At 45.2% G+C, this 23,393-nt stretch carries 23 protein-coding genes, 1 other RNA gene and 1 pseudogene; 16 read left to right on the top strand and 9 right to left on the bottom strand.

What is annotated here, in order from left to right; all coding sequences use genetic code 11:
* Window positions 1–116: 116 nt before the first annotated feature.
* From GCA01S_RS09835 to GCA01S_RS09820, 4 genes are all read right to left on the bottom strand, one after another.
* The gene (locus GCA01S_RS09835; RefSeq protein WP_042409505.1) at window positions 117–1,478 is read right to left on the bottom strand and encodes an MATE family efflux transporter; all 1,362 of its coding nucleotides are present in this window, start codon (window positions 1,476–1,478) and stop codon (window positions 117–119) included.
* 188 nt (window positions 1,479–1,666) lie between these two features.
* Entirely contained in the window at window positions 1,667–2,932 is a 1,266-nt protein-coding gene (locus GCA01S_RS09830) for a two-component system sensor histidine kinase NtrB (protein ID WP_017437427.1), read from the bottom strand.
* A 256-nt stretch (window positions 2,933–3,188) separates the two neighbouring features.
* Entirely contained in the window at window positions 3,189–4,379 is a 1,191-nt protein-coding gene (locus GCA01S_RS09825) for an alanyl-tRNA editing protein (protein ID WP_017437428.1), read from the bottom strand.
* Window positions 4,380–4,692: 313 nt separating this feature from the next.
* Window positions 4,693–5,865 carry an MFS transporter gene (locus GCA01S_RS09820; protein ID WP_017437429.1) on the bottom strand — a complete coding sequence of 391 codons (1,173 nt, stop codon included), beginning with the start codon at window positions 5,863–5,865 and terminating at the stop codon, window positions 4,693–4,695.
* A gap of 86 nt (window positions 5,866–5,951) precedes the next feature.
* Between GCA01S_RS09820 and GCA01S_RS09815 the strand changes: the two are divergent.
* Together GCA01S_RS09815 and ilvA are read left to right on the top strand one after the other, a co-directional pair.
* Window positions 5,952–6,131, top strand: a pseudogene (locus GCA01S_RS09815) (MDR family MFS transporter); the annotation flags it as partial.
* A 125-nt stretch (window positions 6,132–6,256) separates the two neighbouring features.
* The gene (gene ilvA, locus GCA01S_RS09810; RefSeq protein WP_042409501.1) at window positions 6,257–7,465 is read left to right on the top strand and encodes a threonine ammonia-lyase; all 1,209 of its coding nucleotides are present in this window, start codon (window positions 6,257–6,259) and stop codon (window positions 7,463–7,465) included.
* A gap of 43 nt (window positions 7,466–7,508) precedes the next feature.
* Here the strand turns inward: ilvA and GCA01S_RS09805 are convergent, their stop codons facing one another.
* The 3 genes from GCA01S_RS09805 to GCA01S_RS09800 all read right to left on the bottom strand — a co-directional run bounded on the left by GCA01S_RS09805 (window position 7,509) and on the right by GCA01S_RS09800 (window position 8,416).
* Window positions 7,509–7,760 carry a DUF6154 family protein gene (locus GCA01S_RS09805; RefSeq protein WP_017437432.1) on the bottom strand — a complete coding sequence of 84 codons (252 nt, stop codon included), beginning with the start codon at window positions 7,758–7,760 and terminating at the stop codon, window positions 7,509–7,511.
* A gap of 267 nt (window positions 7,761–8,027) precedes the next feature.
* Window positions 8,028–8,162 carry a hypothetical protein gene (locus tag GCA01S_RS20925; RefSeq protein WP_017437433.1) on the bottom strand — a complete coding sequence of 45 codons (135 nt, stop codon included), beginning with the start codon at window positions 8,160–8,162 and terminating at the stop codon, window positions 8,028–8,030.
* Between the two features lie 5 nt (window positions 8,163–8,167).
* On the bottom strand, window positions 8,168–8,416 hold the full coding sequence (locus GCA01S_RS09800) for a hypothetical protein (RefSeq protein ID WP_017437434.1): 249 nt from the start codon (window positions 8,414–8,416) through the stop codon (window positions 8,168–8,170).
* Between the two features lie 147 nt (window positions 8,417–8,563).
* Between GCA01S_RS09800 and GCA01S_RS09795 the strand changes: the two genes are divergently transcribed.
* A complete protein-coding gene (locus GCA01S_RS09795; protein WP_042409498.1) occupies window positions 8,564–9,322 on the top strand; it encodes an alpha/beta hydrolase in 759 nt (252 codons plus the stop codon).
* A gap of 123 nt (window positions 9,323–9,445) precedes the next feature.
* Here the strand turns inward: GCA01S_RS09795 and GCA01S_RS09790 are convergent, their stop codons facing one another.
* Entirely contained in the window at window positions 9,446–9,991 is a 546-nt protein-coding gene (locus GCA01S_RS09790) for a flavodoxin family protein (protein WP_017437436.1), read from the bottom strand.
* Window positions 9,992–10,135: 144 nt separating this feature from the next.
* Here GCA01S_RS09790 and GCA01S_RS09785 point away from each other — a divergent pair, with 144 nt between their 5' ends.
* The 10 genes from GCA01S_RS09785 to GCA01S_RS21450 all read left to right on the top strand — a co-directional run bounded on the left by GCA01S_RS09785 (window position 10,136) and on the right by GCA01S_RS21450 (window position 19,356).
* On the top strand, window positions 10,136–10,786 hold the full coding sequence (locus tag GCA01S_RS09785) for a TetR/AcrR family transcriptional regulator (RefSeq protein ID WP_017437437.1): 651 nt from the start codon (window positions 10,136–10,138) through the stop codon (window positions 10,784–10,786).
* Window positions 10,787–10,920: 134 nt separating this feature from the next.
* Window positions 10,921–12,063, top strand: coding sequence for an acyl-CoA dehydrogenase (locus GCA01S_RS09780; RefSeq protein WP_017437438.1), 1,143 nt, complete (start codon window positions 10,921–10,923; stop codon window positions 12,061–12,063).
* Between the two features lie 59 nt (window positions 12,064–12,122).
* Window positions 12,123–13,757: an AMP-binding protein gene (locus GCA01S_RS09775; RefSeq protein WP_017437439.1), complete on the top strand. Its 1,635-nt coding sequence runs from the start codon at window positions 12,123–12,125 to the stop codon at window positions 13,755–13,757.
* Between the two features lie 86 nt (window positions 13,758–13,843).
* Window positions 13,844–15,196, top strand: a complete 1,353-nt coding sequence (gene accC / locus GCA01S_RS09770; protein ID WP_042409494.1) for an acetyl-CoA carboxylase biotin carboxylase subunit — start codon at window positions 13,844–13,846, stop codon at window positions 15,194–15,196.
* A 21-nt stretch (window positions 15,197–15,217) separates the two neighbouring features.
* Complete coding sequence (locus tag GCA01S_RS20920; RefSeq protein ID WP_017437441.1) at window positions 15,218–15,430, top strand: acetyl-CoA carboxylase biotin carboxyl carrier protein subunit; 213 nt, start codon at window positions 15,218–15,220, stop codon at window positions 15,428–15,430.
* A gap of 12 nt (window positions 15,431–15,442) precedes the next feature.
* Entirely contained in the window at window positions 15,443–16,342 is a 900-nt protein-coding gene (locus GCA01S_RS09760) for a hydroxymethylglutaryl-CoA lyase (protein WP_042409491.1), read from the top strand.
* Window positions 16,343–16,358: 16 nt separating this feature from the next.
* Window positions 16,359–17,141 (top strand): enoyl-CoA hydratase, encoded by a 783-nt coding sequence (locus GCA01S_RS09755; protein WP_042409489.1) that lies wholly within the window; start codon window positions 16,359–16,361, stop codon window positions 17,139–17,141.
* Between the two features lie 12 nt (window positions 17,142–17,153).
* Window positions 17,154–18,716 carry an acyl-CoA carboxylase subunit beta gene (locus GCA01S_RS09750; protein WP_042409487.1) on the top strand — a complete coding sequence of 521 codons (1,563 nt, stop codon included), beginning with the start codon at window positions 17,154–17,156 and terminating at the stop codon, window positions 18,714–18,716.
* Between the two features lie 138 nt (window positions 18,717–18,854).
* Window positions 18,855–19,045, top strand: a non-coding RNA gene (gene ssrS / locus GCA01S_RS19310) — 6S RNA.
* A gap of 113 nt (window positions 19,046–19,158) precedes the next feature.
* A complete protein-coding gene (locus GCA01S_RS21450) occupies window positions 19,159–19,356 on the top strand; it encodes an SPOR domain-containing protein (RefSeq protein ID WP_375781789.1) in 198 nt (65 codons plus the stop codon).
* A 109-nt stretch (window positions 19,357–19,465) separates the two neighbouring features.
* On the opposite strand, the gene GCA01S_RS09745 is transcribed toward GCA01S_RS21450, so the two are convergent.
* Window positions 19,466–20,629: a serine hydrolase domain-containing protein gene (locus tag GCA01S_RS09745; RefSeq protein ID WP_042409485.1), complete on the bottom strand. Its 1,164-nt coding sequence runs from the start codon at window positions 20,627–20,629 to the stop codon at window positions 19,466–19,468.
* Window positions 20,630–21,285: 656 nt separating this feature from the next.
* On the opposite strand from GCA01S_RS09745, the gene GCA01S_RS09740 reads away from it, so the two are divergent.
* From GCA01S_RS09740 to GCA01S_RS09730, 3 genes are all read left to right on the top strand, one after another.
* Window positions 21,286–22,011, top strand: coding sequence for a CAP domain-containing protein (locus GCA01S_RS09740; protein ID WP_017437446.1), 726 nt, complete (start codon window positions 21,286–21,288; stop codon window positions 22,009–22,011).
* Window positions 22,012–22,303: 292 nt separating this feature from the next.
* Window positions 22,304–22,744 carry a MarR family winged helix-turn-helix transcriptional regulator gene (locus tag GCA01S_RS09735; protein ID WP_017437447.1) on the top strand — a complete coding sequence of 147 codons (441 nt, stop codon included), beginning with the start codon at window positions 22,304–22,306 and terminating at the stop codon, window positions 22,742–22,744.
* A 4-nt stretch (window positions 22,745–22,748) separates the two neighbouring features.
* Window positions 22,749–23,387 carry an HlyD family secretion protein gene (locus GCA01S_RS09730; RefSeq protein WP_042409481.1) on the top strand — a complete coding sequence of 213 codons (639 nt, stop codon included), beginning with the start codon at window positions 22,749–22,751 and terminating at the stop codon, window positions 23,385–23,387.
* Window positions 23,388–23,393 lie beyond the last annotated feature (6 nt).

Here is a 23,393-nt window from a genome sequence, read left to right as displayed (position 1 = left end):
GTTTCATGCATTTTTTCAGGAGCGCGAACCGGAAAAAGAAAAATCGATCGCGAAATATTGAAATATATAAAAAACAGTATTAATAAATAATGGAAGGCTGACAGCTTGGATGCATGTCAGCCTTGTTCGTTTCTGCATCCGTAGCGGCGCTGGATAGAAAGAAGGCGGAAAAAGAGAAATATCGCGCCAGCAGCAAGTCCTGAAATCAGCCCAATCCAGTAGCCAAAAGCTCCTAGAGTAGTAAAGTTGGCGAGCGTGTAACCGAGCGGAAGCCCAATGCCCCAGTAGGCGACGAAGGCGGCCCAAAATGTGGCATTCACATCTTTGTAGCCGCGAAGCGCTCCTTGGATGGGAGCGGCGACCGCATCGGAAAACTGGAAGAAAATCGCATACAATAAAAATTGTGCCGTCAGCGCTAAAACATCAGGCTCATTCGTATAAATACGGGCGATATCGGCGCGGAAAAAATAAAGCAAAAGCGATGTTACGACTGCTGTCGCTACCGCCATGCCGATGCCAAGATAGCTGTATTGCTTCGCATCTTGATAGCGATTCGCCCCGACCTCGAAGCCGACGGCAATGGTCAAAGCGGTTGAAATGCTGAGCGGAATCATATATAGCAGCGAAGCAAAATTCATAGCGCTTTGATAGGCGGCGATCGTCGTCGTGCTGAATTCGCTCATCAGCAACGTAACGGCGGCAAAAATGCTCGTTTCAAAGAAAATCGCAAAACCAATCGGCACGCCAATTTTCAAAAGCTCTTTCCACGCAGCGAAAGAGAGAGGATAAAAACGCGTAAACAAGCGGTAGCGGGCAAAACGCTGAAACTTTCGGACAATAATAACGGCGATAAAAAAGCAATACCAGTAGGTAATGGCGGTTGCATAGCCGGTACCGACGCCGCCGAGCTTTGGAAATCCGCATTGGCCGTAAATAAGCAAGTAGTTGAACAAAATATTGATTGGCAGCGCCGTTAAAGTGATAAACATCGTCATTTTTGTCTGTCCGAGCGCATCGATAAAGCAGCGCAAAACATAGTAAAGTAAGAGCGGGATGATGCCAACAGAAAGGGCCATTAAATAGTGAAAAGCGACGCGCTGCACCTTGTTGTCTAGATTCATATGGTTCAGAATCGGATGCAAAAGGATGGCGCCTATGGCAATGATAAAAAGTGCGATCACACCCGCTAAATACATCGCTTGGATAACCGCATGGGGAATTTGTTCATGCCGCTTCGCTCCAAGATGCTGGGAAACGATGGGGGTTAGCGCCAGCAAAATGCCGCTCGTTCCGGTAAACACCGGAACCCATAAGCTGGATCCAATCGCGACTCCCGCCAAATCTTTGGAACTGGCATGACCTGACATAGTGACATCGGCAAAATTCATTGCATATTGGCCGACTTGGGTGATGAATACGGGAAGAAAAATATGTAGCAATTGAACGATTTTCTCTCTATACGTCATCGTTTGCTGCATCGCCAACAGCCTCTTTTCTATAAAAAAGATTGCACTATTAATATAGAATAATAGAAAAGAAAGGAAGAAACAAGAATGAAATCTCTTGCTTTGCAATATGATTTATTACTAAACATTGTTCTAAATACAAAGTATAAAAAAGAAACTACTTTTAAATAAAAGTACAAGCAAAAAAGCTGCCCCGTTTATTATACGGACAGCTTTTTATCGTCAATGGGAAGCTCAATAAAAAAACATGTGCCTTTGTCGCCGCTTTGCACTTTCATCGTTCCTTTGTGAAGTTCGATGATTTTTCGCGATAGCGAAAGCCCAAGGCCGGTGCCTGTTTCTTTTGTCGAGAAAAACGGATCAAAAATATGATCAATCACTGTCGGAGGTATGCCCGGCCCGTCATCGCAAAATTGAATTTGCACCATGTTGTTCGATCGTTTGCTAGAAATAGTGACATTCATCGTCTTTTTTACTTTAGCCTCGACCGAATTGCGGAATAAATTTAAAAACACTTGCAGCAGCTGATTTTTATCACCGTTTATTTCACACCGATCTAGCTGGTCATCTAAATCAAAATAAACATTTACATTATTTAACAAAGCTTCACTCTGCAACAGCATTCCGACGTCTTTGCGAATAAATTGGTTGAGTTTAATTTTTTCCATTTTTATATCCGCAGGCTTTGCGGTGCTTAAGAAGTCAGTAATAATGTTGTTGGCGCGATCCAGCTCGGGAATAAGCAGACGATCGATAAGCGAAATAATTCGATCTGGAAGATCGTTTTTCAAAAATTGCAAATAACCGCGAACAGTCGTCAGTGGATTGCGAATTTCGTGGGCAATCCCAGCGGCGATGCGGCCGGCGACGGCAAGCTTTTCGGTTTCCTTCATCATGTTTAACGATTGGAACATGCTAATGACCCGTTTGATCGAACCGTCGTCATTATAAATAATGCGCGTATTAATGATGCCGTAAAAGCGGTCTAATACTTCCTGATTATAGATCGGTTCCTTTTTTTCAATGGACTGCAGCGTCACAATCAGCTCATCGGGCAGCTGCAATAATTCGCGGATATGTTTTCCAATAATCGCGTCGCGGTCCACCCCGGTATCGTTGGCCGCTTGCAAGTTGCAAAGCGTAATGATGCCGTTGCCATCGACAAACACAATATGATGAGGAACAAGGTCAAGAATCGGCGTTAAAAATGTTTCGATTTTCTCAAACGGTATGTCTCGATAAAAATCGATGTCCCATTGTAATTCTGCCTCTTTTGCCGGAGATGCAGGAATCGGCTTCATGATTGGCGCTGCTTTTTCGCGGCTTTTTTCTAATTTTATTCCTGTTTTGTAATCGGTGAAAACAAATGGAAATGGAATTTTTTTAATAAAATTTTGATAACATTGTATTTGTTGTTCTAATTCTGCTATTCGCTGTTTCAGGTTTTCGTAGGATAAATCATCCATCATCCCAAACTCCTTAATTGAACATCCGTTAGTTATTGTACAAAAATACACTTATTTTGGCTATCATTGAAGGCACAATCTTTTCGTATTGGCGGTGATGACGGAGGCGAACGTTTCGCCTGCTTTTGTTTTCATTCCAGTATCCGATAGCTGGAGGGCAAATCGGTGGAAACCGCTACTACCCCGTAACTTCTGCTTCCCGCCATGTTTTTATATTTCTTCAATATGTCTATACTAGTCAAGATGAAAGTGAGCGTCAATCACAGGCGCTCACCTTTTTGATATCGTCTTGCAATAAACGGAGAAACTTCTGCATCTCTTCTTCGGAAGGAAAAACGGCTTGCGCCTGCCGCTCGTTTCCGCCACCTTTTCCGCTTGATAATGACAGCATTTCTTTGAGCCACTTTCCGATGTGCAGAGAAAGGGAAGGCGCTTTAACGATTACGATGCGCTGCTCTAATGCTGTAGCCAGCACCGCTGTTTTTTCATAGCGGTTGGCAATCATGTTGGCAATGGTTTGTATGTCCTTTAAGGTATATTGTTTATAAACGCGCATGACGACTTGTTCTTGCTTTGCCTGTTGAGCGGCGTTTTCCGCCTCTATGGCAAATAGGATCTCTTTATATTGTTCAAGCTGCTTTTGCAACTCTTTCTTTTCCGCTTCCCATTTGCCGAGAACGTCAAGCAGCATATCCCGATTCGTCCCCAGTTGCTGAGAAACAGCGGTCGCGATGCGATGGGACAGCTGATAATCGGTAAGCGCACGTTTGCCGCAAACAAACGAGAGACGAGTCATTCCACGGTGGCGTTCCGCTTTCAACAGCTTAATCATGCCGATTTCCCCCGTCCGCGATACATGCGTGCCGCAGCAGGCGGAAACATCAATCCCTTTTATTTCGACAACGCGGATATTTCCTTCGATCTTAGGAAGCTTGCGAAACGGAAGCTGGCGTGCTTCTTCTTTTGTGACGTAATAGGTTTCGACAGGGATGTTGGCGTAAATCAATTCATTGGCGCGATTTTCGATGGCCGTAAGCGCCTCTTCCGATAAAGACGGGACATTTAAATCAATCGTTACGACTTCACTGCCCATATGGAATCCGACGGTATGAGCGTCAAACAGTTCGATGCACACGGCAGACAATAAATGCTGGCCGCTATGCTGCTGGGTATGGTCGAGACGGCGCGCCATATCAATCTGACAACGAACAGTTGATGCAGCAGGGAGGGAAGGAAGACGATGATATACTTCTTCATTTTTTTCGAACACTTCAAGCACAGGGATACCGGCGATCACTCCGTTGTCGCACGGCTGCCCGCCGCCTTCGGGATAGAAGGCCGTTTCTGACAATGTGATAATGTATGTATCTCCGTCTTTTTTTGCGCTTGTGATCGTTGTTGTCCATTCGCTAGTTGTTGGGGAAGTGTAATACCATTTTTCCGTCAATCTGTTTCATCCTTTCCCGTATTGTTTGTTTTTATATAAGCAAATTTTGAATAAATCTGACGGTTTTTGCAAGGTTGTGATATGAATTTTTTCCGTCCCTATTCGGTTTAGAGGGGAGGCTTGTGAGTAAATTTAGAAATTAGGTTATGAAAGAGTGAAAAACTACGCCAATCGAAATATTGTGATAAAATTTCAGTTGCGTGTAGTGAAAAAATATTTTATCATTCAACATTATACAAAAATAGTATGAATATTTATAATTTTTATTAAAATATTTTCTAAATAAACAATTTAAAAAGGGGAAAGATTTCCCCTAAGATAATGTACGGCGCATCTCATTTGATTGTTTGGAAAATAGGTAGTAAAGAACGAGTGCGCAAATAGATAAGCCAATGCCAAAAAGATAAGGAAGTTCGATCATTTTCGTAAACATCCAACCGGCAACTACCGGGCCGACAATGCGCCCGAGTGAGTCAAAGGAAGAGAGAAGCCCGGTGGCGCGCCCTTGGCCGCTTGGCGCGTGTTTCGTGACAAGCGCCGATACACAAGGGCGGATGACGCCGTTGCCGACGCCAAATACCGATAAAAAGACGGCAGCGGTCAGAAAATTACGAACAAGTAAAATCAAGGCAAATCCGATGGCAGATACGATAATGCCGCCTTGAATGACGCGGCCTTCACCGAATTTGCGAATCAATTTGCCGATAAGTCCCCCTTGGACAACAGCACTCGCAAGGCCCATAATCATAAAAATGTACCCTAGCTGTGCAGAATATAATCCGGCGCGTTTGGCGGCAAAGTAAGCGAAGGTCGCTTCCAGCCCGGCGAGCGAAAACGTAATGAACCATTGCAGCAAATATAAAAACAAGAGAGGTCCTTTGAGCATATGCCACATTGGTTCTTTCGTTTTTGAACCAGACGATTGTTTTTCTTTTGATAATGATTCTTTTAAAAACAGCAGGACAAAACAGGCGGTGATGGCGGAAAGACAGCCTGAAATAAAGAAAGGGGTATGTAAATTCATTTTTGAAAAAATGCCGCCAATTGCCGGGCCGAAAATAAACCCAAGTCCCGTAGCCGCGCCGATCGCTCCCATCGCTTTTCCGCGTTCCTGCGACGTGGTGACGTCGGCCGCATAAGCCATTGCCGTAGGCATCGTAGCTGCTGACAGTATTCCGCCGATAATGCGGGCGATAAACAGCATGGCAAGCGTTTTAGCGATAGCAAACAAAAAGAAAGAAAGAGATAGACCGGCGATGCCGATGAATAAAATCGGCTTGCGTCCGTAGCGGTCCGACATCTGCCCCCAAAACGGGGCAAACAACAATTGCATTAGGGAGTAAATCGCCATAAGCAGCCCTAACTGTGTCGGAGTCGCCCCGATGTCTTCGGCTAAAAAGGGGAGTACAGGGATGATAATTCCAAATCCTGACATCACTAAAAACATGATAGCAAATAAAAGGGGAAGAAATCGATTCTTTTCCATATTATTCCCTCCGGAAGTTCGTTCCTTTTCTATCATAATGAAGTTCGGAAAGATTTGCAAAATATATATGCACTAGGAGGAAACATATGCGAAACATTCTTTCACTACATCCAATCAGCTTACATATTATCATCGGCACGCTGTTTGCAAAGACAGCGACGTTTATGACGATTCCGTTTTTGTCGATTTATTTAACCAAGGTGAAAGGAATCAGTCCTGTGGAGGCTGGGGCCATTATTGGGATTAGCGCCTTTGTTAGTTTATTTTATACGCTTTTCACTTAATGAAGGGAAAAAAGCGCTATATGCAGTATAGTTTGTAGCACTGCTCATTTTTCTTATATAATGATTAGTGTGATAGCTGAAATGAAAATAGTTAGGTGATGAAAACGATGCTAACGTTAAATGATGTGCTAGAAGCAAGAGAGAAAATGAAAGGAGTTGTTCATCAAACCCCGCTCGAGCATTCGCAAACGTTTAGCAATTTATCCGGCAATAATGTATATATGAAATTGGAAAACTTGCAAAAAACCGGTTCGTTTAAAGTGCGAGGCTCGTTTAATAAAATTATGTCGTTAACAGAAGAAGAACGAAAACGTGGGGTGATTGCCGCATCGGCAGGAAACCATGCCCAAGGGGTCGCCTACTCCAGCGGCATGATCGGCATCCCGTGCACGATTGTCATGCCGAAAGGGGCGCCGTTAAGCAAGGTCGAAGCGACAAAAGGATACGGCGCAGAAGTGATTTTGCATGGCGATGTGTTTGACGAATCGCTTGAGTATGCGCTTGAACTGCAGCGGCAGCGCGGTATGACGTTTGTCCATCCGTTTGACGATTTGGCAGTGATGGCAGGGCAAGGAACGATCGGCTTGGAAATTCTCGAGCAGCTTCCGGATATTGATGTTGTCCTGTGCCCGGTTGGTGGCGGCGGTCTGCTTTCAGGATTGGCGTTTACATTAAAACAGTTAAAACCGTCGATCCAAGTGTATGGCGTCGAATCAGCGGCCTGTCCGGGAATGACGGCGGCCCTTCGCCATAAAAAGCCGGTGGTGATTGCCTCCTCGGATACGATTGCTGATGGGATTGCGGTGAAGAAGCCAGGAAATATCACGTACCAATATATTGAGAAATACGTAGATGGCGTCGTTTGCGTCGAAGAAGCGGAAATTTCGCGGACAATGTTATATTTGCTGGAGCGGAACAAGCTGTTAGTCGAGGGGTCGGCGGCGTGTCCGCTGGCAGCGCTGTTGTATCAAAAGCTTCCATTTACCGGAAAAAAAGTCGTCGTCATATTAAGCGGAGGCAATGTCGATGTTACCCTTATTTCGCGCATTATTGAACGTGGTCTTGTCGAATCCGGAAGGTTTGTCACGTTTACGACCGTCATTTCCGACAAACCGGGCCAGCTCAATAAATTATTGCGCATTATTGCCGAATTAGAAGCAAACGTCATGTCCATTCACCATCAGCGCATTGGGGCAAAAGTATTGCCGGGACAGGCGGAAATTCATTTTTCGCTCGAAACAAAAAATCAAGATCATATTCATCAAATTCACCAAGTGTTGTTAAAAGAAGGATATGACGTCGAGTTTTTTCAATAACACCGCCTCAAGGATGGCGTAGTCACGCCATCCCTTATTGTTTTCAGTGAACGTTCGGCATATCTCGTAGTTTGGTTTGTCCGATTCCATCATGCGCCATTTTCGCTTTTAGGCTTTCGAGAATGTAAAGCCCCATCATCCCCATTAATTCCTCATCGGTCATTTCTTCAATGAGCTGCATCAAATCGTTGCGATCGAGCTCTTCCAAAATCGACATCGTCATCGCTTCCGCATCTTCTTCATCACCTGTGAGTCGGTTTTTATAGTATTCGTATAGCTCGTCGACAAATTTCATTCATTTTTCCTCCATCTGTTTCGTTTATCATCAGTTTACATAAATTTATGTATATGATGTTTGTCTGCTTTTAGTTAAATATAGCTCGAATCCATGAAAGATCGTAAATGCAAGACGAAGGGAAAACATTATGCTTATTTTTACAATAATTCAAAGGCAGGCAGCATTTACAAACATCTTGGTTTTCGCGATATCGGTACATGAACGATGTATCGCTAGAAAAGGGTGGGCCTACTTTGACTTGGGAAGTAGGCCCACCTTTCATGATTATTGCCCGTCCGCTCCGTTTGGCGTGACGCGGCGAATATGTTGGTCGCCTTGTTCTCTCATTGCTTTTGCCTTGCCGTTAACAAGTTGTTTTTGGTCGACCAATGATGATGGAGTTTGTTTTTTGTTTGCCATATTGGTCACCTCATTTGCGAAGATTTTGCACGCTGAATAAACATTTCCGCATCTTCAATGAGCCCGCATGTGCCGCATTGGACGCGGTAGCTTGGGCCGCGATACGGAAGATGGAACGGTTCTAACGCCTCGTTCGTATATTCTTGTTCAATTTCGCCTGTTTGTGGGTTGAGCTTTACTGCTCGCGGATGTTGCTCGATTAAATGGAAACGGGTTCGATTTGTTTTGCAGTTCGGACATAACATCGGTTCCAAAAGAAGCCACCTCCATCTTTATGTTTTGGAAAAACCGTCATGATTATGTATAAAATTGTAGAAACCGCCTATATGTCATAGAGGAATCGCATACAAATATAGCGAACAATAGTATTTATAGAGAAAATCAGGAGGGAGAGGGGCAAGGTGCAAAGAGCGATTACATTGACTCATCGTGGCATGACGCTGCGCGGGATGGAACATATCCCGGAAAAAGCGCTGGATGAAAAGATCCCTGCCGTTATTTTGTTTCACGGATTTACCGGTACGAAGATAGAACCGCACCGTTTGTTTTTAAAAATATCACGTGCACTTGAGAAGAAAGGAATCGCCAGCTTCCGCTTCGACTTTTTAGGCAGCGGGGAAAGCGACGGCGACTTTGAAGAGATGACCGTATCTAAAGAAATAGAGGAAGCGCATGCGATTGTCGACTTTGTCAAACGCGATGCGCGCATTAATCCATCGCGCATTTGTTTGCTCGGCCTCAGCATGGGCGGGCTTGTTGCCAGTGTCGTTGCCGGCGAAAGACCGAACGATGTCGCCAAATTAATTCTTATGGCGCCGGCAGGAAACATGTACGAGCTGATCGCGGAGACGATTCGGCAAGGAAATATCGATGCGACCGCTCCTTATTTTGATCACGGGGGAAACTTAGTTGGACGCGCGTTTTTAGAGGATTTACAAACGATCAACGTATTTGAGCGGGCCAAGCCGTACGACGGCCCTGTGCTGCTTATTCATGGGACGAAGGATGATGTCGTACCGTACCGCGTCAGCCATCTGTATAAGCAGTTATGTTACGGCAGCCGCGCCACTATCCATTTGATTGAAGGAGCCAACCATACGTTTGACGGTCATCGTTGGGAAACAGAAGTGATTGAGACGATTCTCGAGTTTGTTTCATAAGGGGGACGAGACGTTGGGGAAGTTTGGCACGTTCAAGCATGAAAAAGACGTGCCGCGCAGCGAAGCAATTAATAACGTATGAGGGATGAAGAAAAAATTCCTCCGCTGAAAACGGAGGAATTTTTAAAGAGCTTGAAAAAAAGCATTCCAGTATTTCGCTTGACTGATAGCTCGTTTGTCGTGCAAAACGTCTCCAGGAGCGTTTCCTTCTCCGATCACATAGCCGATGTATTCCAGACCGATAAATTGGAAGATGTACTGAAACTGTTGAATGAGCGGAAGACCTTTTATATACGGATCGTCACCGCCGCAAATCACGACAAAGCCTTTTTTCTTTTTCATTTCTTCTTTAAAAGAAAATCGTGTATCCCGTAAACTTTGTGACCAGCGATCGATAAATTGTTTCATATGCCCGCTCATTCCATACCAATAGATGGGAGTCGCAAAAACAAGAACATCATGTTGGCGAACGAGCTCCATCATTTGATCATAATCATCGTCAACTTTCGTAAACCCTGCCGGATCGTGGCGTTTGTCAACAATCGGCTGAATATGAAAGTCTCTAAGATGAACGTGGGTACAAGAGATTCCTTCCAACATCATGTTTGTAAGCTGTTCCGTATTTCCGTTTTCTCTTGAACTGCCATTTAACACTAATATTTTTGCCATCGTATCGTTCCTTTCTTTTTCGTTACATGATTGATGATAAACGATAGTTGACAATTCCGGCAACCATTCCGTATTTTATAATTAAACAAAAAATATTTTATTTTTCAGAAAATAGTGGTAATATAAAAGCAAAGGAGATTTTTCATGGCAGAAAAACCGCTAAAAGACCGAATTATTGACACTGCTCTTCGCCTCTTTGAAAAATATGGGTATCACGGCGTGACCGTTGACCGCATTGTGACGGAAAGCGATACGTCAAAAGGCGGCTTTTACCATAACTTTAAGTCAAAAGACGAGCTGCTTTATCACATTCATGACGTATTTATTACGTATGTCTTGAATAAGGCGCAGGAAGCGTATGAAAACTACAAAACCCCGACAGAGCGCTTATATGCCATTATCCAGTCATTTGTTAAAGTGTTTCATTTATATAAGCCTCATATTACTGTTTTTTATCAGGAAAGCACATATTTAAAGCCGGAATACTCGGAAAAGATCAACCGAAAACGTGATGAATTCAAACAAGTCATTTTTCGCGTCATCCGCGAGGGGATCGAAGCAGGGGAATTCCGTCCCGAACTATCTGTTGAAATTACTGGCATGTCGATTATCGGCATGGTCAACTGGACGTATAAATGGTATAACCCAGAAGGCCCGCTTACGATCGAGCAAATCGCGAAATATTTTGCTGATTTTATTTTGCATGCCGTGCTGAGGGAAGAAATGAAGGAAAAACCGTCCATTTCTCGATTTTTGCTTCCGTCTTTGTTTCATTCGTTTTCGAAGGAGAAATAATGTGTGTGTTTGTAAAGAAACCAACTAGTCGGTCTAAATAGAAACAGAGGCAGTTGTCATCTGTTTCTATTGTTAACGATTAAAACCGACTAGTCGGTTTTAAGATAAATGATAAATCTAATGGGGGAGAGAGAATGAATTTCGAATTAACAAAAGAGCAGCAGATGATTAAAGAGATGGTTCGTGACTTTGCCGAGAAGGAAATTGCGCCATACGCGGCGAAATGGGATGAAGAAGCGTATTTTCCTGTTGAAGTGTTTAAAAAGATGGGCGAATTAGGGCTTTTAGGCATCCCGTTTCCAGAAAAGTATGGCGGTTCGGGCGGAGATACGATTTCCTATGCCATCGCTGTCGAAGAAATCGGCCGTGCTTGCGGCGGCACCGGATTAAGCTATGCTGCTGCCGTTTCCTTAGGCGCAAGCCCGATTTATTATTTCGGCACGGAAGAACAAAAGCAAAAGTGGCTTGTTCCGATGGCGAAAGGAGAAACGTTGGGAGCGTTTGGCTTGACCGAACCAAACGCTGGATCTGATGCAGGCGGCACACGCACTACAGCGGTATTGGATGGAGATGAATATGTGATTAACGGCGAAAAGTGCTGGATTACCAATGCCCAATATTCCAGACAGGTGATTGTCACGGCGGTAACGGGAAAAGATGAACGCGGCAAAAATATTATTTCCGCCATTATCGTTCCAACGGATACGCCAGGGTTTACGATTCGCTCGAACTACGACAAAATGGGCGTCCGCGCTTCCAATACGTGTGAGCTTGTGTTTGAAAACGTCCGCGTGCCGAAAGAAAACGTACTTGGCGATCCGAAAAAAGGGTTTAAACAGTTTTTATACACGCTTGATGGCGGCCGCATTTCCATTGCTGCATTGGCGGTTGGCATTGCCCAAGCGGCATTTGAGAAAGCGCTTCAATACGCAAAAGAGCGTGTCCAATTTGGTCAGACTATTTCAAAATTTCAAGCGATCCAGTTTAAGCTTGCCGATATGGCGATGGAAATTGAACTCGCCCGCAATATGGTGTATAAAGCGGCATGGCTCAAGGATCAAGGCAAACCGTTCACAAAAGAAGCATCGTTCGCGAAACTGTTTGCTTCGGAAATGGGCTTTCGCGTTTGCAACCAGGCGATTCAAATTCACGGCGGCTATGGCTATATGAAAGAGTATGAAGTCGAGCGCCATTTGCGCGACATTAAACTAATGGAAATCGGGGAAGGCACGTCCGAAATTCAACGTCTGGTCATCGCTCGTCAACTTGGATGCTAAATACCGGGAAATGCGCATATAGCTAGAAATGAATCTGGACAAAGGGGAGGAGACGGTTTATGTTGACGGTCACGGTGGGGAAGCTGCTGGAGGAAAAAGCGAGGTTGCATCCGGATCATGAGGCGGTTGTGTATGCAGACCGCGGCCTACGGATGACGTATAGGCAATTTAATGACTATTGCCGTCTAGTGGCGCGCGGGTTGATGCGGCTTGGCATTGAAAAAGGGGAAAATGTGTCGATTTGGGCAACCAATGTGCCGGAATGGATCGCTTGTCAATTTGCGACCGGAAAAATGGGAGCAGTGCTTGTTACTGTCAATACAAACTACCGCGCCGCAGAATTAGAGTATTTATTAAAACAATCCGATTCGACGACGCTCTTTTTAATCGAACAATATCGCGGTTCTTCTTACGTGGATATTGTTTACGAGATTGTTCCGGAGCTGCGCACATGCGAGCCTGGAAAGCTTCAGTCCAAGCGTTTGCCAAAATTGAAAAATGTCGTGTTCATTGGGGAGAAACGCTATCCGGGGATGTTTACATGGAACGACATTCTTGCGATGGCGCATGATGTGCCGGAAGAACAACTTGATGAACGGATGAACTCGCTCGATCCGCATGATGTCATCAACATGCAGTACACTTCGGGAACGACGGGATTCCCGAAAGGCGTGATGCTCACCCACTACAATATTGTCAACAATGCCTATAATGTTGCGCAGTGCATGAAGCTCACCAAAAGTGACCGCCTCTGCATCCCAGTGCCGTTCTTCCATTGCTTCGGCTGCGTGATGAGCACGTTGGCATGCGCTACGGTCGGGGCAACGATGGTGCCGGTGCAGGAATTTAACCCGAAACAAGTGCTGCAAACCGTGCAAGCGGAAAGATGCACGGCCTTGCATGGGGTGCCGACGATGTTTATTGCCGAATTAAACGATCCTGATTTTGAAAAATATGATTTATCAACGCTTCGCAAGGGAATTATGGCCGGCTCTCCTTGCCCGATTGAAGTGATGAAAGCGGTCATCGAGAAAATGGGAATAAAAGAGATTACGATTGCTTATGGTCAGACAGAATCATCGCCGGTGATCACACAGACAAGAACGGATGACCCGATTCACTTGCGCGTGGAAACGGTCGGTCGTGCGCTGCCAAATGTCGAAGTGAAAATCGTCGAGCCTGGGACAAATAAAGAAGTGCCGCCAGGTGTGCAAGGGGAATTATGCACGCGCGGTTACCATGTGATGAAAGGCTATTACAACAATCCAGATGCAACGAAAGAAGTGATTGATGAAGATGGATGGCTGCATACCGGCGATTTAGCGGTGATGGATGAAAACGGATATTGCCGGATCACAGGACGTTTAAAAGACATGATTATTCGCGGCGGCGAAAATATTTACCCGCGTGAAATTGAAGAATTTTTATACAAACATCCAAAAATTTTGGATGTTCAAGTCGTCGGCGTGCCGGATGAAAAATATGGAGAAGAAGTGATGGCGTGGATTATTTTGAAAGAAGGACAGACGGCAACTGCAGAAGAAATTCGCGAGTTTTGCCGCGGGAAAATCTCGCGCCATAAAATCCCGCGCTATATCGAATTCATCGACTCGTATCCGATGACAGCCTCCGGAAAAATACAGAAATTTAAATTGCGCGAAATGGCGAAACAGCGTCTCAGATTGACGAACTAAAACAATTGTCTGGCGAAGCGGCGCGTTATTTCGCCGTCCCGCTTCGCAATAAAACGAAACTAACTAAGGAGACAAAGGGTGATGGGATGTTTGCAAAAATATTGATCGCCAACCGCGGGGAGATTGCGGTAAGGGTGATTCGCACGTGCAAAAAGTTAGGGATTCAAACGGTGGCGATCTATTCGGAAGCGGATGCTGACTCGCTTCACGTCAAGCTGGCGGATGAGGCACATTTGATCGGAAAGCCACGCGTAAGCGAAAGCTATTTAAATATCGAGAAAATTATTGAAGTGGCGAAAGCGACAAAAGCGGAAGCCATCCATCCGGGCTACGGATTGTTATCGGAAAATCCGCAATTCGCCCGCCGCTGCGAAGAAGAAGGCATCGTCTTTATCGGGCCGAAAGCGGATGTGATCGCAAAAATGGGAAGCAAAATTGAAGCGAGAAAAACGATGGAAACGGCCGGAGTGCCGATCGTACCCGGCATCGCCTTTCCGCTTCAAGATGTCGAGGAAGCGGTAAAAACCGCTGAAGCGATCGGCTATCCGATTATGTTAAAGGCTTCGGCGGGAGGCGGCGGCATCGGCATGCAAATCGTGCGCGATGAAGACGAGCTGCGCAAAGCGTTTGCCGGCAATCAAAAGCGGGCCGCTTCATTCTTCGGCGACGGGGCGATGTATTTAGAGAAATATATCGCCAATCCACGTCATATTGAGATTCAGCTTCTCGCCGACAAACATGGGAACTGCATTTATTTGTGGGAGCGGGAATGTTCGATTCAGCGCCGCCACCAAAAAGTCGTCGAAGAGGCACCATCGCCGTTTTTAGATGAAAAAACGCGGCGGAAAATGGGGGAAGCCGCTGTCAAGGCTGCCAAACATATCGGCTATACGAACGCCGGAACGATTGAATTTTTAGTCGATGAACAGAAAAACTTTTATTTTCTTGAAATGAATACGAGACTGCAAGTGGAACACCCGGTTACCGAAGAAATTACCGGACTCGATTTAGTTGAAGAACAGCTGCGCGTCGCCGCCGGTGAGCCGCTTCGCTATCGGCAGGAACATATCCGCCGCGACGGCCATGCGATCGAAGTGCGCATCTATGCGGAAGATCCGAAAACATTTTTACCGTCGCCAGGAAAAATCACGGTCTTCGGGCTGCCGCAAGGGGAATACGTGCGCAATGAAACGGCGGTGCAAAGCGGCATGACGGTCACGCCGTTTTACGATCCCATGATTGCCAAACTCATTACGAAAGGCAACGACCGCCAAGAAGCGATCAAACGCATGCTTGCAGCGCTAGAAAATTATCAAATTGAAGGAATTAAAACAAACATTCCAATGCTAAAAGAGGTGCTTTCCCACCCTGCGTTCCAAGCAGGAGATACAACCACTAACTTCGTCGAAAAACATTTGCAAACCACAACGACAAAATAGAAGAAATGGAGGAAGAAAACGATGAGTCAAGTAGTCGCATCAATGGCAGGAAGTGTGTGGAAAATTGTTGTAGCGGTAGGGGACCAAGTTGAAGAAGGGCAAGATGTGATCATTTTAGAGTCCATGAAAATGGAAATCCCGATTGCGGCGGAGTCTTCGGGAGTTGTCAAACAAATCAATGTACAAGAAGGGGACTTTGTGAACGAGGGCGACGTGCTGCTCGAATTAGAATAAGAGGTGAGAGAAATGGGCAAATGGCCAACACATGTCACCATCAAAGAAGTCGGCCCGCGCGACGGACTGCAGAATGAAAAAGCACAAATCGCCACCGAAGATAAAATTGCCTGGATTAATCAACTGTCGAAAACAGGTTTAACGTATATTGAGATTACTTCTTTTGTCCACCCAAAATGGATTCCGCAGCTTGCCGATGCGTTGGAAGTAGCGACGGGAATTGAACGGGTGCCAGGCGTGACGTACGCCGCGCTCGTTCCGAACCAAAAAGGATTGGAAAAAGCGCTGGCCACGCAGGTAGATGAAGTTGCCGTCTTTATGTCCGCGAGTGAAACGCATAACCGTAAAAACATCAACAAATCGATCGCGGAAACGTTTCCGGTGTTAGAAGAAGTGGTGAAAATGGCCAAACAAGAAGGAAAAGCGGTGCGCGGCTATGTATCGACGGTATTCGGCTGCCCATATGAAGGAAACGTTTCGATCGAACAAGTGATTCGCGTTTCAGAACGATTGTTTGCTATGGGAATTGATGAGCTTTCGTTAGGAGATACGATTGGAATCGCCACGCCGAAGCAAGTGCAAGAAGTGCTGGAAGCTGTCTTGCAACGCTTTCCAAAGGAAAAGCTGGCCATGCATTTTCATGACACGAGGGGGACGGCTTTAGCGAATATTCTCGTTTCGTTGGAAATGGGGATTACAACATTTGACAGTTCGCTTGGCGGATTAGGAGGCTGCCCGTACGCGCCAGGCGCGTCGGGGAATGTGGCGACAGACGATTTAGTCTATATGCTTCATGGCATGGATATTGCTACAGGCATCGATGTCAAACAGCTGACAGAAGCGGCGCTGTTTATTCGCGATAAAATCGGGCGTCCGCTTTCTAGCCGGTACTTACAAACCATTGCTCGGTAATCAAAGGGGGAATACGATGTCATCATTCGTTTCATACGAGTTGCAGGAAAATGGTATTGCAATAGTGACGTTAAATAGACCGGAAGCGGCGAACGCGCTGTCGTCCTCGCTCTTAAACGAGCTGTCCGAGCTTCTTGGCGATCTTGCTTTCCGGAAGGACATTCGCGTTGTCATTGTGACCGGGGCGGGGGAAAAAGTCTTTTGCGCCGGAGCCGATTTAAAAGAACGCGCCGGCATGAATGAAACGGAAGTACGGAAAACGGTCGCTCTCATTCGCGAGACGATCAACCAGGTAGAACAGCTGCCGCAGCCCGTCATCGCTGTCCTAAATGGCTCGGCGTTTGGAGGCGGTCTGGAGCTTGCTCTTGCCTGCGATATTCGCGTGGCAGTAGACACGGCGCAACTGGGGCTTACGGAAACGTCTTTAGGAATTATTCCTGGCGCAGGGGGAACGCAGCGGCTTCCGCGTCTCATCGGAAAAGGAAAGGCGAAAGAATTGATTTTTACCGCGAAGCGCATTACCGCCCAAGAAGCGGCACAAATCGGCCTTGTCGAATACGTGGTGCCGCGAGCGCAATTAATGGAGAAAGCGCTCGAAATTGCTGGGCAAATCGCCGCCAACGCGCCAATCGCCGTAAGGCAGGCGAAACTTGCGGTGAACCGCGGCTTGGATGTCGATTTGGCGACCGGGTTGCGTCTCGAGCAAATGGCATATGAAGTGACCATTCCAACAAAGGACCGTCTTGAAGGATTGCAGGCGTTTAAAGAAAAAAGAAAACCGGTCTACAAAGGGGAATAGGAGGAAGACAGCATGGGAATGAACGATGTTGCGAAAAAACAAAATGCAGTGCTGACAGAGCAATTGCAGGAGCGAATCCGACAAATTGAACAAGGCGGAGCGCCAAAATACCACGAAAAAAACGCGGTGCAAGGAAAGATGTTTGTCCGCGACCGCTTAAAATTGCTATTGGATAACGGGCTCGAATTTGAAGATGCACTATTTGCCAACTGTCTTGCCGATGGGCTTCCAGCCGACGGTGTTGTGACCGGGGTAGGAAAAATCAACGGACAGACTGTTTGCGTGATGGCCAATGATTCGACGGTGAAAGCGGGCTCCTGGGGAGCGCGGACGGTGGAAAAAATCATCCGCATTCAAGAAACGGCGGAAAAGCTGCGTTGCCCGATTCTTTATTTAGTCGACTCGGCCGGTGCACGCATCACGGACCAAATTGAAATGTTTCCAGGTCGGCGTGGTGCAGGAAGAATTTTTTATAACCAAGTGAAATTATCAGGAAAAGTGCCGCAAGTCTGTCTCCTGTTTGGGCCGTCTGCGGCCGGGGGCGCGTATATTCCGGCGTTTTGCGATATTGTCATTATGGTTGAAGGGAATGCGTCAATGTATTTAGGATCCCCGCGCATGGCGGAGATGGTGATTGGGGAAAAAGTGACGCTCGAAGAGATGGGCGGCGCCCGCATGCATTGTACCGTTTCCGGCTGCGGCGATGTGCTTGTGAAAACGGAGGAAGAGGCGATCGCCTATGCCCGCCGCTATTTATCCTACTTTCCGGCTAATTACAGCGAAAAGCCGCCAGTTACGGAAGCCAAGCCGCCAAAAGCCTTCGAAAAAACGATTGAAGATATTCTTCCGGCGAACCAAAACGCCCCATTTAACATGTACGATTTGATTGAGCGCGTGATCGACGAAGGGTCATTTTGCGAAATTAAGAAGTTATTTGCGCCAGAGATTATTACCGGACTGGCGCGCTTAAACGGCCAACCGATCGGTATTATCGCCAATCAGCCGCGCGTCAAAGGAGGGGTGCTGTTCCACGATTCTGCCGACAAAGCGGCCAAATTTATCACTCTTTGCGATGCGTTTAACATTCCGCTTCTCTTTTTAGCCGACATACCAGGTTTTATGATTGGTACGAAAGTCGAGCGCGCGGGCATTATCCGTCACGGAGCGAAAATGATCTCGGCGATGTCGGAAGCAACCGTGCCAAAAATCTCGATCATCGTGCGCAAAGCGTACGGCGCTGGGCTGTATGCGATGGCGGGACCGGCGTTTGAGCCGGATTGTTGCTTGGCGTTTCCAAACGCGCAAATCGCCGTCATGGGGCCGGAAGCAGCAGTCAATGCAGTGTATGCGAATAAAATTGCCGAATTGCCGGAGGAAGAGCGCGCAGCCTTTGTCGAGCAAAAACGAGAAGAATATCGGCGCGATATCGATATCTACCGGCTTGCATCGGAAATGGTCGTAGACGGCATTATTGCTCCAAACCAGTTGCGCGATGAGCTGATCCGCCGTTTTGACGCCTATATGTCCAAATATATGACGTTTTCGGAAAGAAAGCATGGCGTCTATCCGGTATAATGAAAGAATAGGCGGAACAAAAAGCATTAAACCTGTCACAATAAATTATTATATCTGTTTATATAAGTTGCTAAAAATGAGTATGTCAACCACTTGAAAAAAGAAGAAAGATTATGTATGATAATAATCACCAAAAAACGACTGCTGCGTTGTACGTTGAAGAATGAAGTTTCAACCGATGGCAATAGAAAGGGAGTTCTATATCGAAACGGGAATGTCATGCCTCCCTACGCGCTAGGTTAGAGGACGACAGGAACGTTTCTGCGAACACCCACCTGGTAGAGTGTGGTTGAGAAACTGCATTCCACCAACGGCAAACGCGGCGTCATGCACATGAAAAAAGCCGATCTCTTGCATAGAGGTCGGCTTTTTTCATGTACGTTTTTCCCTAAGCCCAAAACATATAAGAAAAATCGATGTTATAGATGTGATGGGTAAAAAGGTGATTTATCGCACTTGCTCACGCTCATGGATTTGCCAAATTGTTCGGATGGGATCCAAAGAAGATGTACAACCAAAAGAAAAATCCTCTGACGGAAAATTGTATCGCGTGCAAGTCGAAGCGTTCGCGGAGCGCGGGAATGGGGAACGGCTTGCAGAAGAACTCAAGAAAAAAGGATATCCGACAATCATTGTCTAACAATAAAAAAGACCTTCTCATTGAGTACATGGTGGTTTGCTCAGAATATAGAATTGAAATATCCGGGATACTCACGTTGCGAGTCTCCTGATGAAGTTACTAGTTAGAATTATAGTTGTTCATAGATCGCCGTCTCAAACTTAGCAAGTAGTTCCAAGACAGGGTCGTCCGCGAAAGGGAGAATCTGGGTAAGAAGTACACCGGTCACGCGTTTAACTGGGTCAATCCAGTAGTACGTGTTCCCGAGTCCCGCCCACGCTAGGCTTCCCGCACTTCTTCCAGTTGGTGCATCTTCAGTCGTAATCATATGGCCTAATCCCCACTTTTTGACCATGCTTGGAAAAAATTCAACATCGTTGGTAACGGAAGGGATTGCGCTTCTCATTGTGAGCACATTAAGATCACCAATTTGATTAATTCCCATTTCTTTCACTGTTTCCGATTTAAGAATGCGAACCCCTTTGAAAGTGCCACCATGTAGCAACATTTGAAGGAATTTTAAATAATCTTCGGCTGTAGAGTAGAGACCGCCCCCACCCATGAAGAACTCAGGTTCTTGCGGAACTTCAAAATCGATGCGGTTAAGCACACCGTTGTTATCACGCTGATGCATCGCGGCCATGCGCGAGCGAGCCTCGGGGTGTATGATAAAATCTGTGTCGTCCATGCCAAGTGGGATGAATATGTGGTCTTTTAGATAATCGCGTAGAGACTGACCGCTTACTGCTTCAACGGCCTTTCCTACCCAGTCGATGTTGATGCCGTATTCCCAACGGTCGCCAGGATCAAAGACTAGTGGAGTTTTGAGAGAGGCGTTTTTACATTCAATAATTCCTGGAATCTTTTCGTACTCCATGTAGCGAACCATATCAGCATTCCACATATCATAAGTGAATCCAGCGGTATGTGTGAGGAGATGACGAAGAGTAATGGGTTTCTTTGGCGCTCTAAGTTTAGGATGACCGTTACTGTCGAATCCTTCAAGCACTTGAATCGAGTCCAACTCGAGTAGCACACGATTTAACGGTTCGTCTAACTGGAGTTTCCCCTTCTCTACCAGTTGCATTGCCGCTACGGACGTTATTGCTTTTGACATGGAAGCAATCCAGAAGACGGTGTCCAGGGTCATTGGAGTGTCGCTGTCTATGCTTCGTTTACCAAACGCGCCTTGGTATACCAATCCATTATCATTTGCCGCGACCGCAACTACACCCGGCACTTTTCCTTCTGACACAGCTCTTTGCAGTATTTGGTCAATGTGCTGAGCCTTCATAGCAATACCTCCTAAATTTTGCAACATTCATTAAGTAAGCCCACTGCTATTGTATGATAATTCGGAATAATTATAACATTATTGTTTATGATTATGTACCTGTTTGTTGGCCTTGAAGTTTCTAATTTTTTCTCTATAGCCCTTTTCGAAAGGATTGTTGTTTTCTTATGCCAAATGATTGTAGTCATATGGAAAATAATGTATATTGATATTAAAGAAATGGAGTGATACGCTTGAAATTCATGCATGTACGTTTGTTGGTAAAAAACTACAAGGTTCAAAAACGGATTTTTTAGGAACATTATGATCTGATGAAATTTTCTTGTAAAAAATTTTAAACAACATCCTGTATTGTAACATTGTTGTAAAAAATGTTAACTATGATCTTTTTCTTAAACTTTGTCAATCTTTATTTCACAAGTAATATATAGGAATTCTCGCTAGTAATTCCAAAAAAGAATTAAATACCCATGAAAGATGTTTTTTTACAATGCTAGTTTTTTTCAGGGATAGACATTGATTTTTTTATGAAAAAAATCTTTTCTTGCAGAATAAATGGTAAATTAATCCAATTACCATATTTATCTAAAAATATTACAAAAAATCCGTGTTATTATGTAGGTGCAAGCAAGGGGTGAGTTGGAGGAGGAGAAACAATGAACAAAAAATTCGTATTTTCACTTGCTGCATCTTTAGCGATTGTAGGAGCATCTTTTACAGCAAATACAGTAAAAACGGAAGCAGCTGGGCCTGCTCCATGTCCAGCTATCAAAAGCTATGAAGTTAAATATAATGTCTATCCATCTAGCATTCAAGATATTGAAAAATGGTTGCAGTTTATTTTAAATCAAACAGGAAATGCAGAAATGACAAAACTGGTACAGCAAAAACCAGTCACAACAACTGTCCAAAAACCGTCAGCGAATGTACAAGCTCCTGTAAGCAAGCCAGCAACGCAGGCACCTGCACCAAGTCAAAGCCAAAAAGCAACGAATGAAGCAGGATTAAAAGCTTATGAACAACAAGTAGTAGACTTAACGAACAAAGAACGGGCGAAATATGGCTTGCCGCCTTTAAAGGTCGATTTAGCGTTAAGCAAAGTGGCCCGTGAAAAGTCAAGAGACATGGCAGTAAACCATTATTTCTCCCATTACAGCCCGACATATGGCTCTCCATTTGAAATGATGAGAAAATTCGGCATTTCTTATACAGCTGCTGGAGAAAATATTGCAAAAGGCCAACGGACTCCGCAAGAAGTAGTGGCAGCCTGGATGAATAGCGAAGGCCATCGGGCAAATATTTTGAACAAAAACTACACTCATATCGGAGTAGGTTTTGAAGAAAACGGGTACATCTGGACGCAACAATTTATAAGAAAATAAGGATCAATATTTCTGCACCACACCACTAAGACAGGCTTTAGTGGTGTGGTTTTTTATTAAATACGTTTCTTGACAACAGAAGACTATTTGCATCAGAACCAACTTGCCGACTTTGTCGACAAGCTGAAAAGACTGATTTATTTTCTGTGGCCTAAACATCAACAATGAAATTGAATAGAGCTGATATATCAACATTTTGATTTTTGTATATTGCCATGTTATAATCATAATTCGCATAGAAATAATTCGTATTGAAACTATTTCTATTACATATAGTGAGGAGGGGGGATGTATGGAGGGCATTGGCAAAGAAATTATGTATTCGGTGTTCCGAATGCAAAAGGCGTTATACCGTCTTGTCCGCGAAGATGCGGCCCGGGTAGGAATTACAGAAGTGCAGCTAATGATTCTTTATACGTTGTTAAAAAAAGAAAATATCCGGCTGAACGATTTGGCGGAAAAATTAAATTTAAGCAACAGCAATGTCAGCGGTACGGTCGACCGCCTTGTCAGCGCTGGGTTGGTAGCGCGGGAGACTTCAAAACAAGATCGGCGCGCTGTCGTATTAAGTTTAACAGATAGAGGAAGACAGGCGATTCAAGAAGCGTTTAACCATGAATCCGTTTTGAGGAAACGATTAAAAAGAATCGAGGAAACCTTTAAGGAGGAAGAGATTTTACAATATTTATCCATCCAGCAAAAAATGAAAGACATTTTATTAGGGGAGGAGTAAAAACATGAACGTAAAACGCTTAATTATATTAAATATTATTGTTCTTATTTTGCTGGTGGGCGGCGGTTTTGCTGCTTATTATTATGTCAATGAAGCAACCAATTATATTAAAACGGACAACGCTCGTATCGACGGCCAAGCGATTACGATTGCTGCGCCATTTTCCGGAAAACTGACTTCCTGGTCCGGAAGCGTTGGAAAAACATTTAACAGCGGCGATAAAATTGGTGAAGTATCCGACGGCGAGCATAATATTCCGGTAACCGTTCCACATCATATGACGATCGCCCAGCAAAACGCTCTGGAAAATTCGTTTGTCGCGGCCGGCATGGCGTTGGCGCGCGGCTATGATTTGGATGATTTATGGGTAACGGCCAATATTGAAGAAACGGATATTGAAGATGTCAAAGTAGGCCAAGATGTCGATATTTACGTGGACGCATACCCGGATCGCAAGTTTAGCGGAAAAGTAGAGAAACTTGGATATGCGACCGCCAACACATTCAGCCTGCTTCCAAGTTCGAATGCGACCGGAAACTATACGAAAGTGACGCAAGTAATTCCAGTGACGATTTCCATTGACAATTACAACGGGGCGGGGCTAGTACCAGGAATGAACGTCACCGTTCGCATTCATAAGTAGGTGATG

It is taken from the genome of Parageobacillus caldoxylosilyticus NBRC 107762, assembly GCF_000632715.1.
GTDB lineage: Bacteria > Bacillota > Bacilli > Bacillales > Anoxybacillaceae > Saccharococcus > Saccharococcus caldoxylosilyticus.
This window is presented reverse-complemented; position numbering and strand designations above follow the sequence as displayed.

What these genes read in the sequence shown, in the direction of transcription:
- GCA01S_RS09835 (WP_042409505.1), bottom strand. Translation starts at nt 1,478, where the DNA reads ATGCAGCAAACGATGACGTATAGAGAGAAAATCGTTCAATTGCTACAT.
- GCA01S_RS09830 (WP_017437427.1), bottom strand. Translation starts at nt 2,932, where the DNA reads ATGGATGATTTATCCTACGAAAACCTGAAACAGCGAATAGCAGAATTA.
- GCA01S_RS09820 (WP_017437429.1), bottom strand. Translation starts at nt 5,865, where the DNA reads ATGGAAAAGAATCGATTTCTTCCCCTTTTATTTGCTATCATGTTTTTA.
- ilvA (WP_042409501.1), top strand. Translation starts at nt 6,257, where the DNA reads ATGCTAACGTTAAATGATGTGCTAGAAGCAAGAGAGAAAATGAAAGGA.
- GCA01S_RS09805 (WP_017437432.1), bottom strand. Translation starts at nt 7,760, where the DNA reads ATGAAATTTGTCGACGAGCTATACGAATACTATAAAAACCGACTCACA.
- GCA01S_RS20925 (WP_017437433.1), bottom strand. Translation starts at nt 8,162, where the DNA reads ATGGCAAACAAAAAACAAACTCCATCATCATTGGTCGACCAAAAACAA.
- GCA01S_RS09790 (WP_017437436.1), bottom strand. Translation starts at nt 9,991, where the DNA reads ATGGCAAAAATATTAGTGTTAAATGGCAGTTCAAGAGAAAACGGAAAT.
- GCA01S_RS09785 (WP_017437437.1), top strand. Translation starts at nt 10,136, where the DNA reads ATGGCAGAAAAACCGCTAAAAGACCGAATTATTGACACTGCTCTTCGC.
- GCA01S_RS09780 (WP_017437438.1), top strand. Translation starts at nt 10,921, where the DNA reads ATGAATTTCGAATTAACAAAAGAGCAGCAGATGATTAAAGAGATGGTT.
- GCA01S_RS09775 (WP_017437439.1), top strand. Translation starts at nt 12,123, where the DNA reads ATGTTGACGGTCACGGTGGGGAAGCTGCTGGAGGAAAAAGCGAGGTTG.
- accC (WP_042409494.1), top strand. Translation starts at nt 13,844, where the DNA reads ATGTTTGCAAAAATATTGATCGCCAACCGCGGGGAGATTGCGGTAAGG.
- GCA01S_RS20920 (WP_017437441.1), top strand. Translation starts at nt 15,218, where the DNA reads ATGAGTCAAGTAGTCGCATCAATGGCAGGAAGTGTGTGGAAAATTGTT.
- GCA01S_RS09760 (WP_042409491.1), top strand. Translation starts at nt 15,443, where the DNA reads ATGGGCAAATGGCCAACACATGTCACCATCAAAGAAGTCGGCCCGCGC.
- GCA01S_RS09755 (WP_042409489.1), top strand. Translation starts at nt 16,359, where the DNA reads ATGTCATCATTCGTTTCATACGAGTTGCAGGAAAATGGTATTGCAATA.
- GCA01S_RS09750 (WP_042409487.1), top strand. Translation starts at nt 17,154, where the DNA reads ATGGGAATGAACGATGTTGCGAAAAAACAAAATGCAGTGCTGACAGAG.
- GCA01S_RS09745 (WP_042409485.1), bottom strand. Translation starts at nt 20,629, where the DNA reads ATGAAGGCTCAGCACATTGACCAAATACTGCAAAGAGCTGTGTCAGAA.
- GCA01S_RS09740 (WP_017437446.1), top strand. Translation starts at nt 21,286, where the DNA reads ATGAACAAAAAATTCGTATTTTCACTTGCTGCATCTTTAGCGATTGTA.
- GCA01S_RS09735 (WP_017437447.1), top strand. Translation starts at nt 22,304, where the DNA reads ATGGAGGGCATTGGCAAAGAAATTATGTATTCGGTGTTCCGAATGCAA.
- GCA01S_RS09730 (WP_042409481.1), top strand. Translation starts at nt 22,749, where the DNA reads ATGAACGTAAAACGCTTAATTATATTAAATATTATTGTTCTTATTTTG.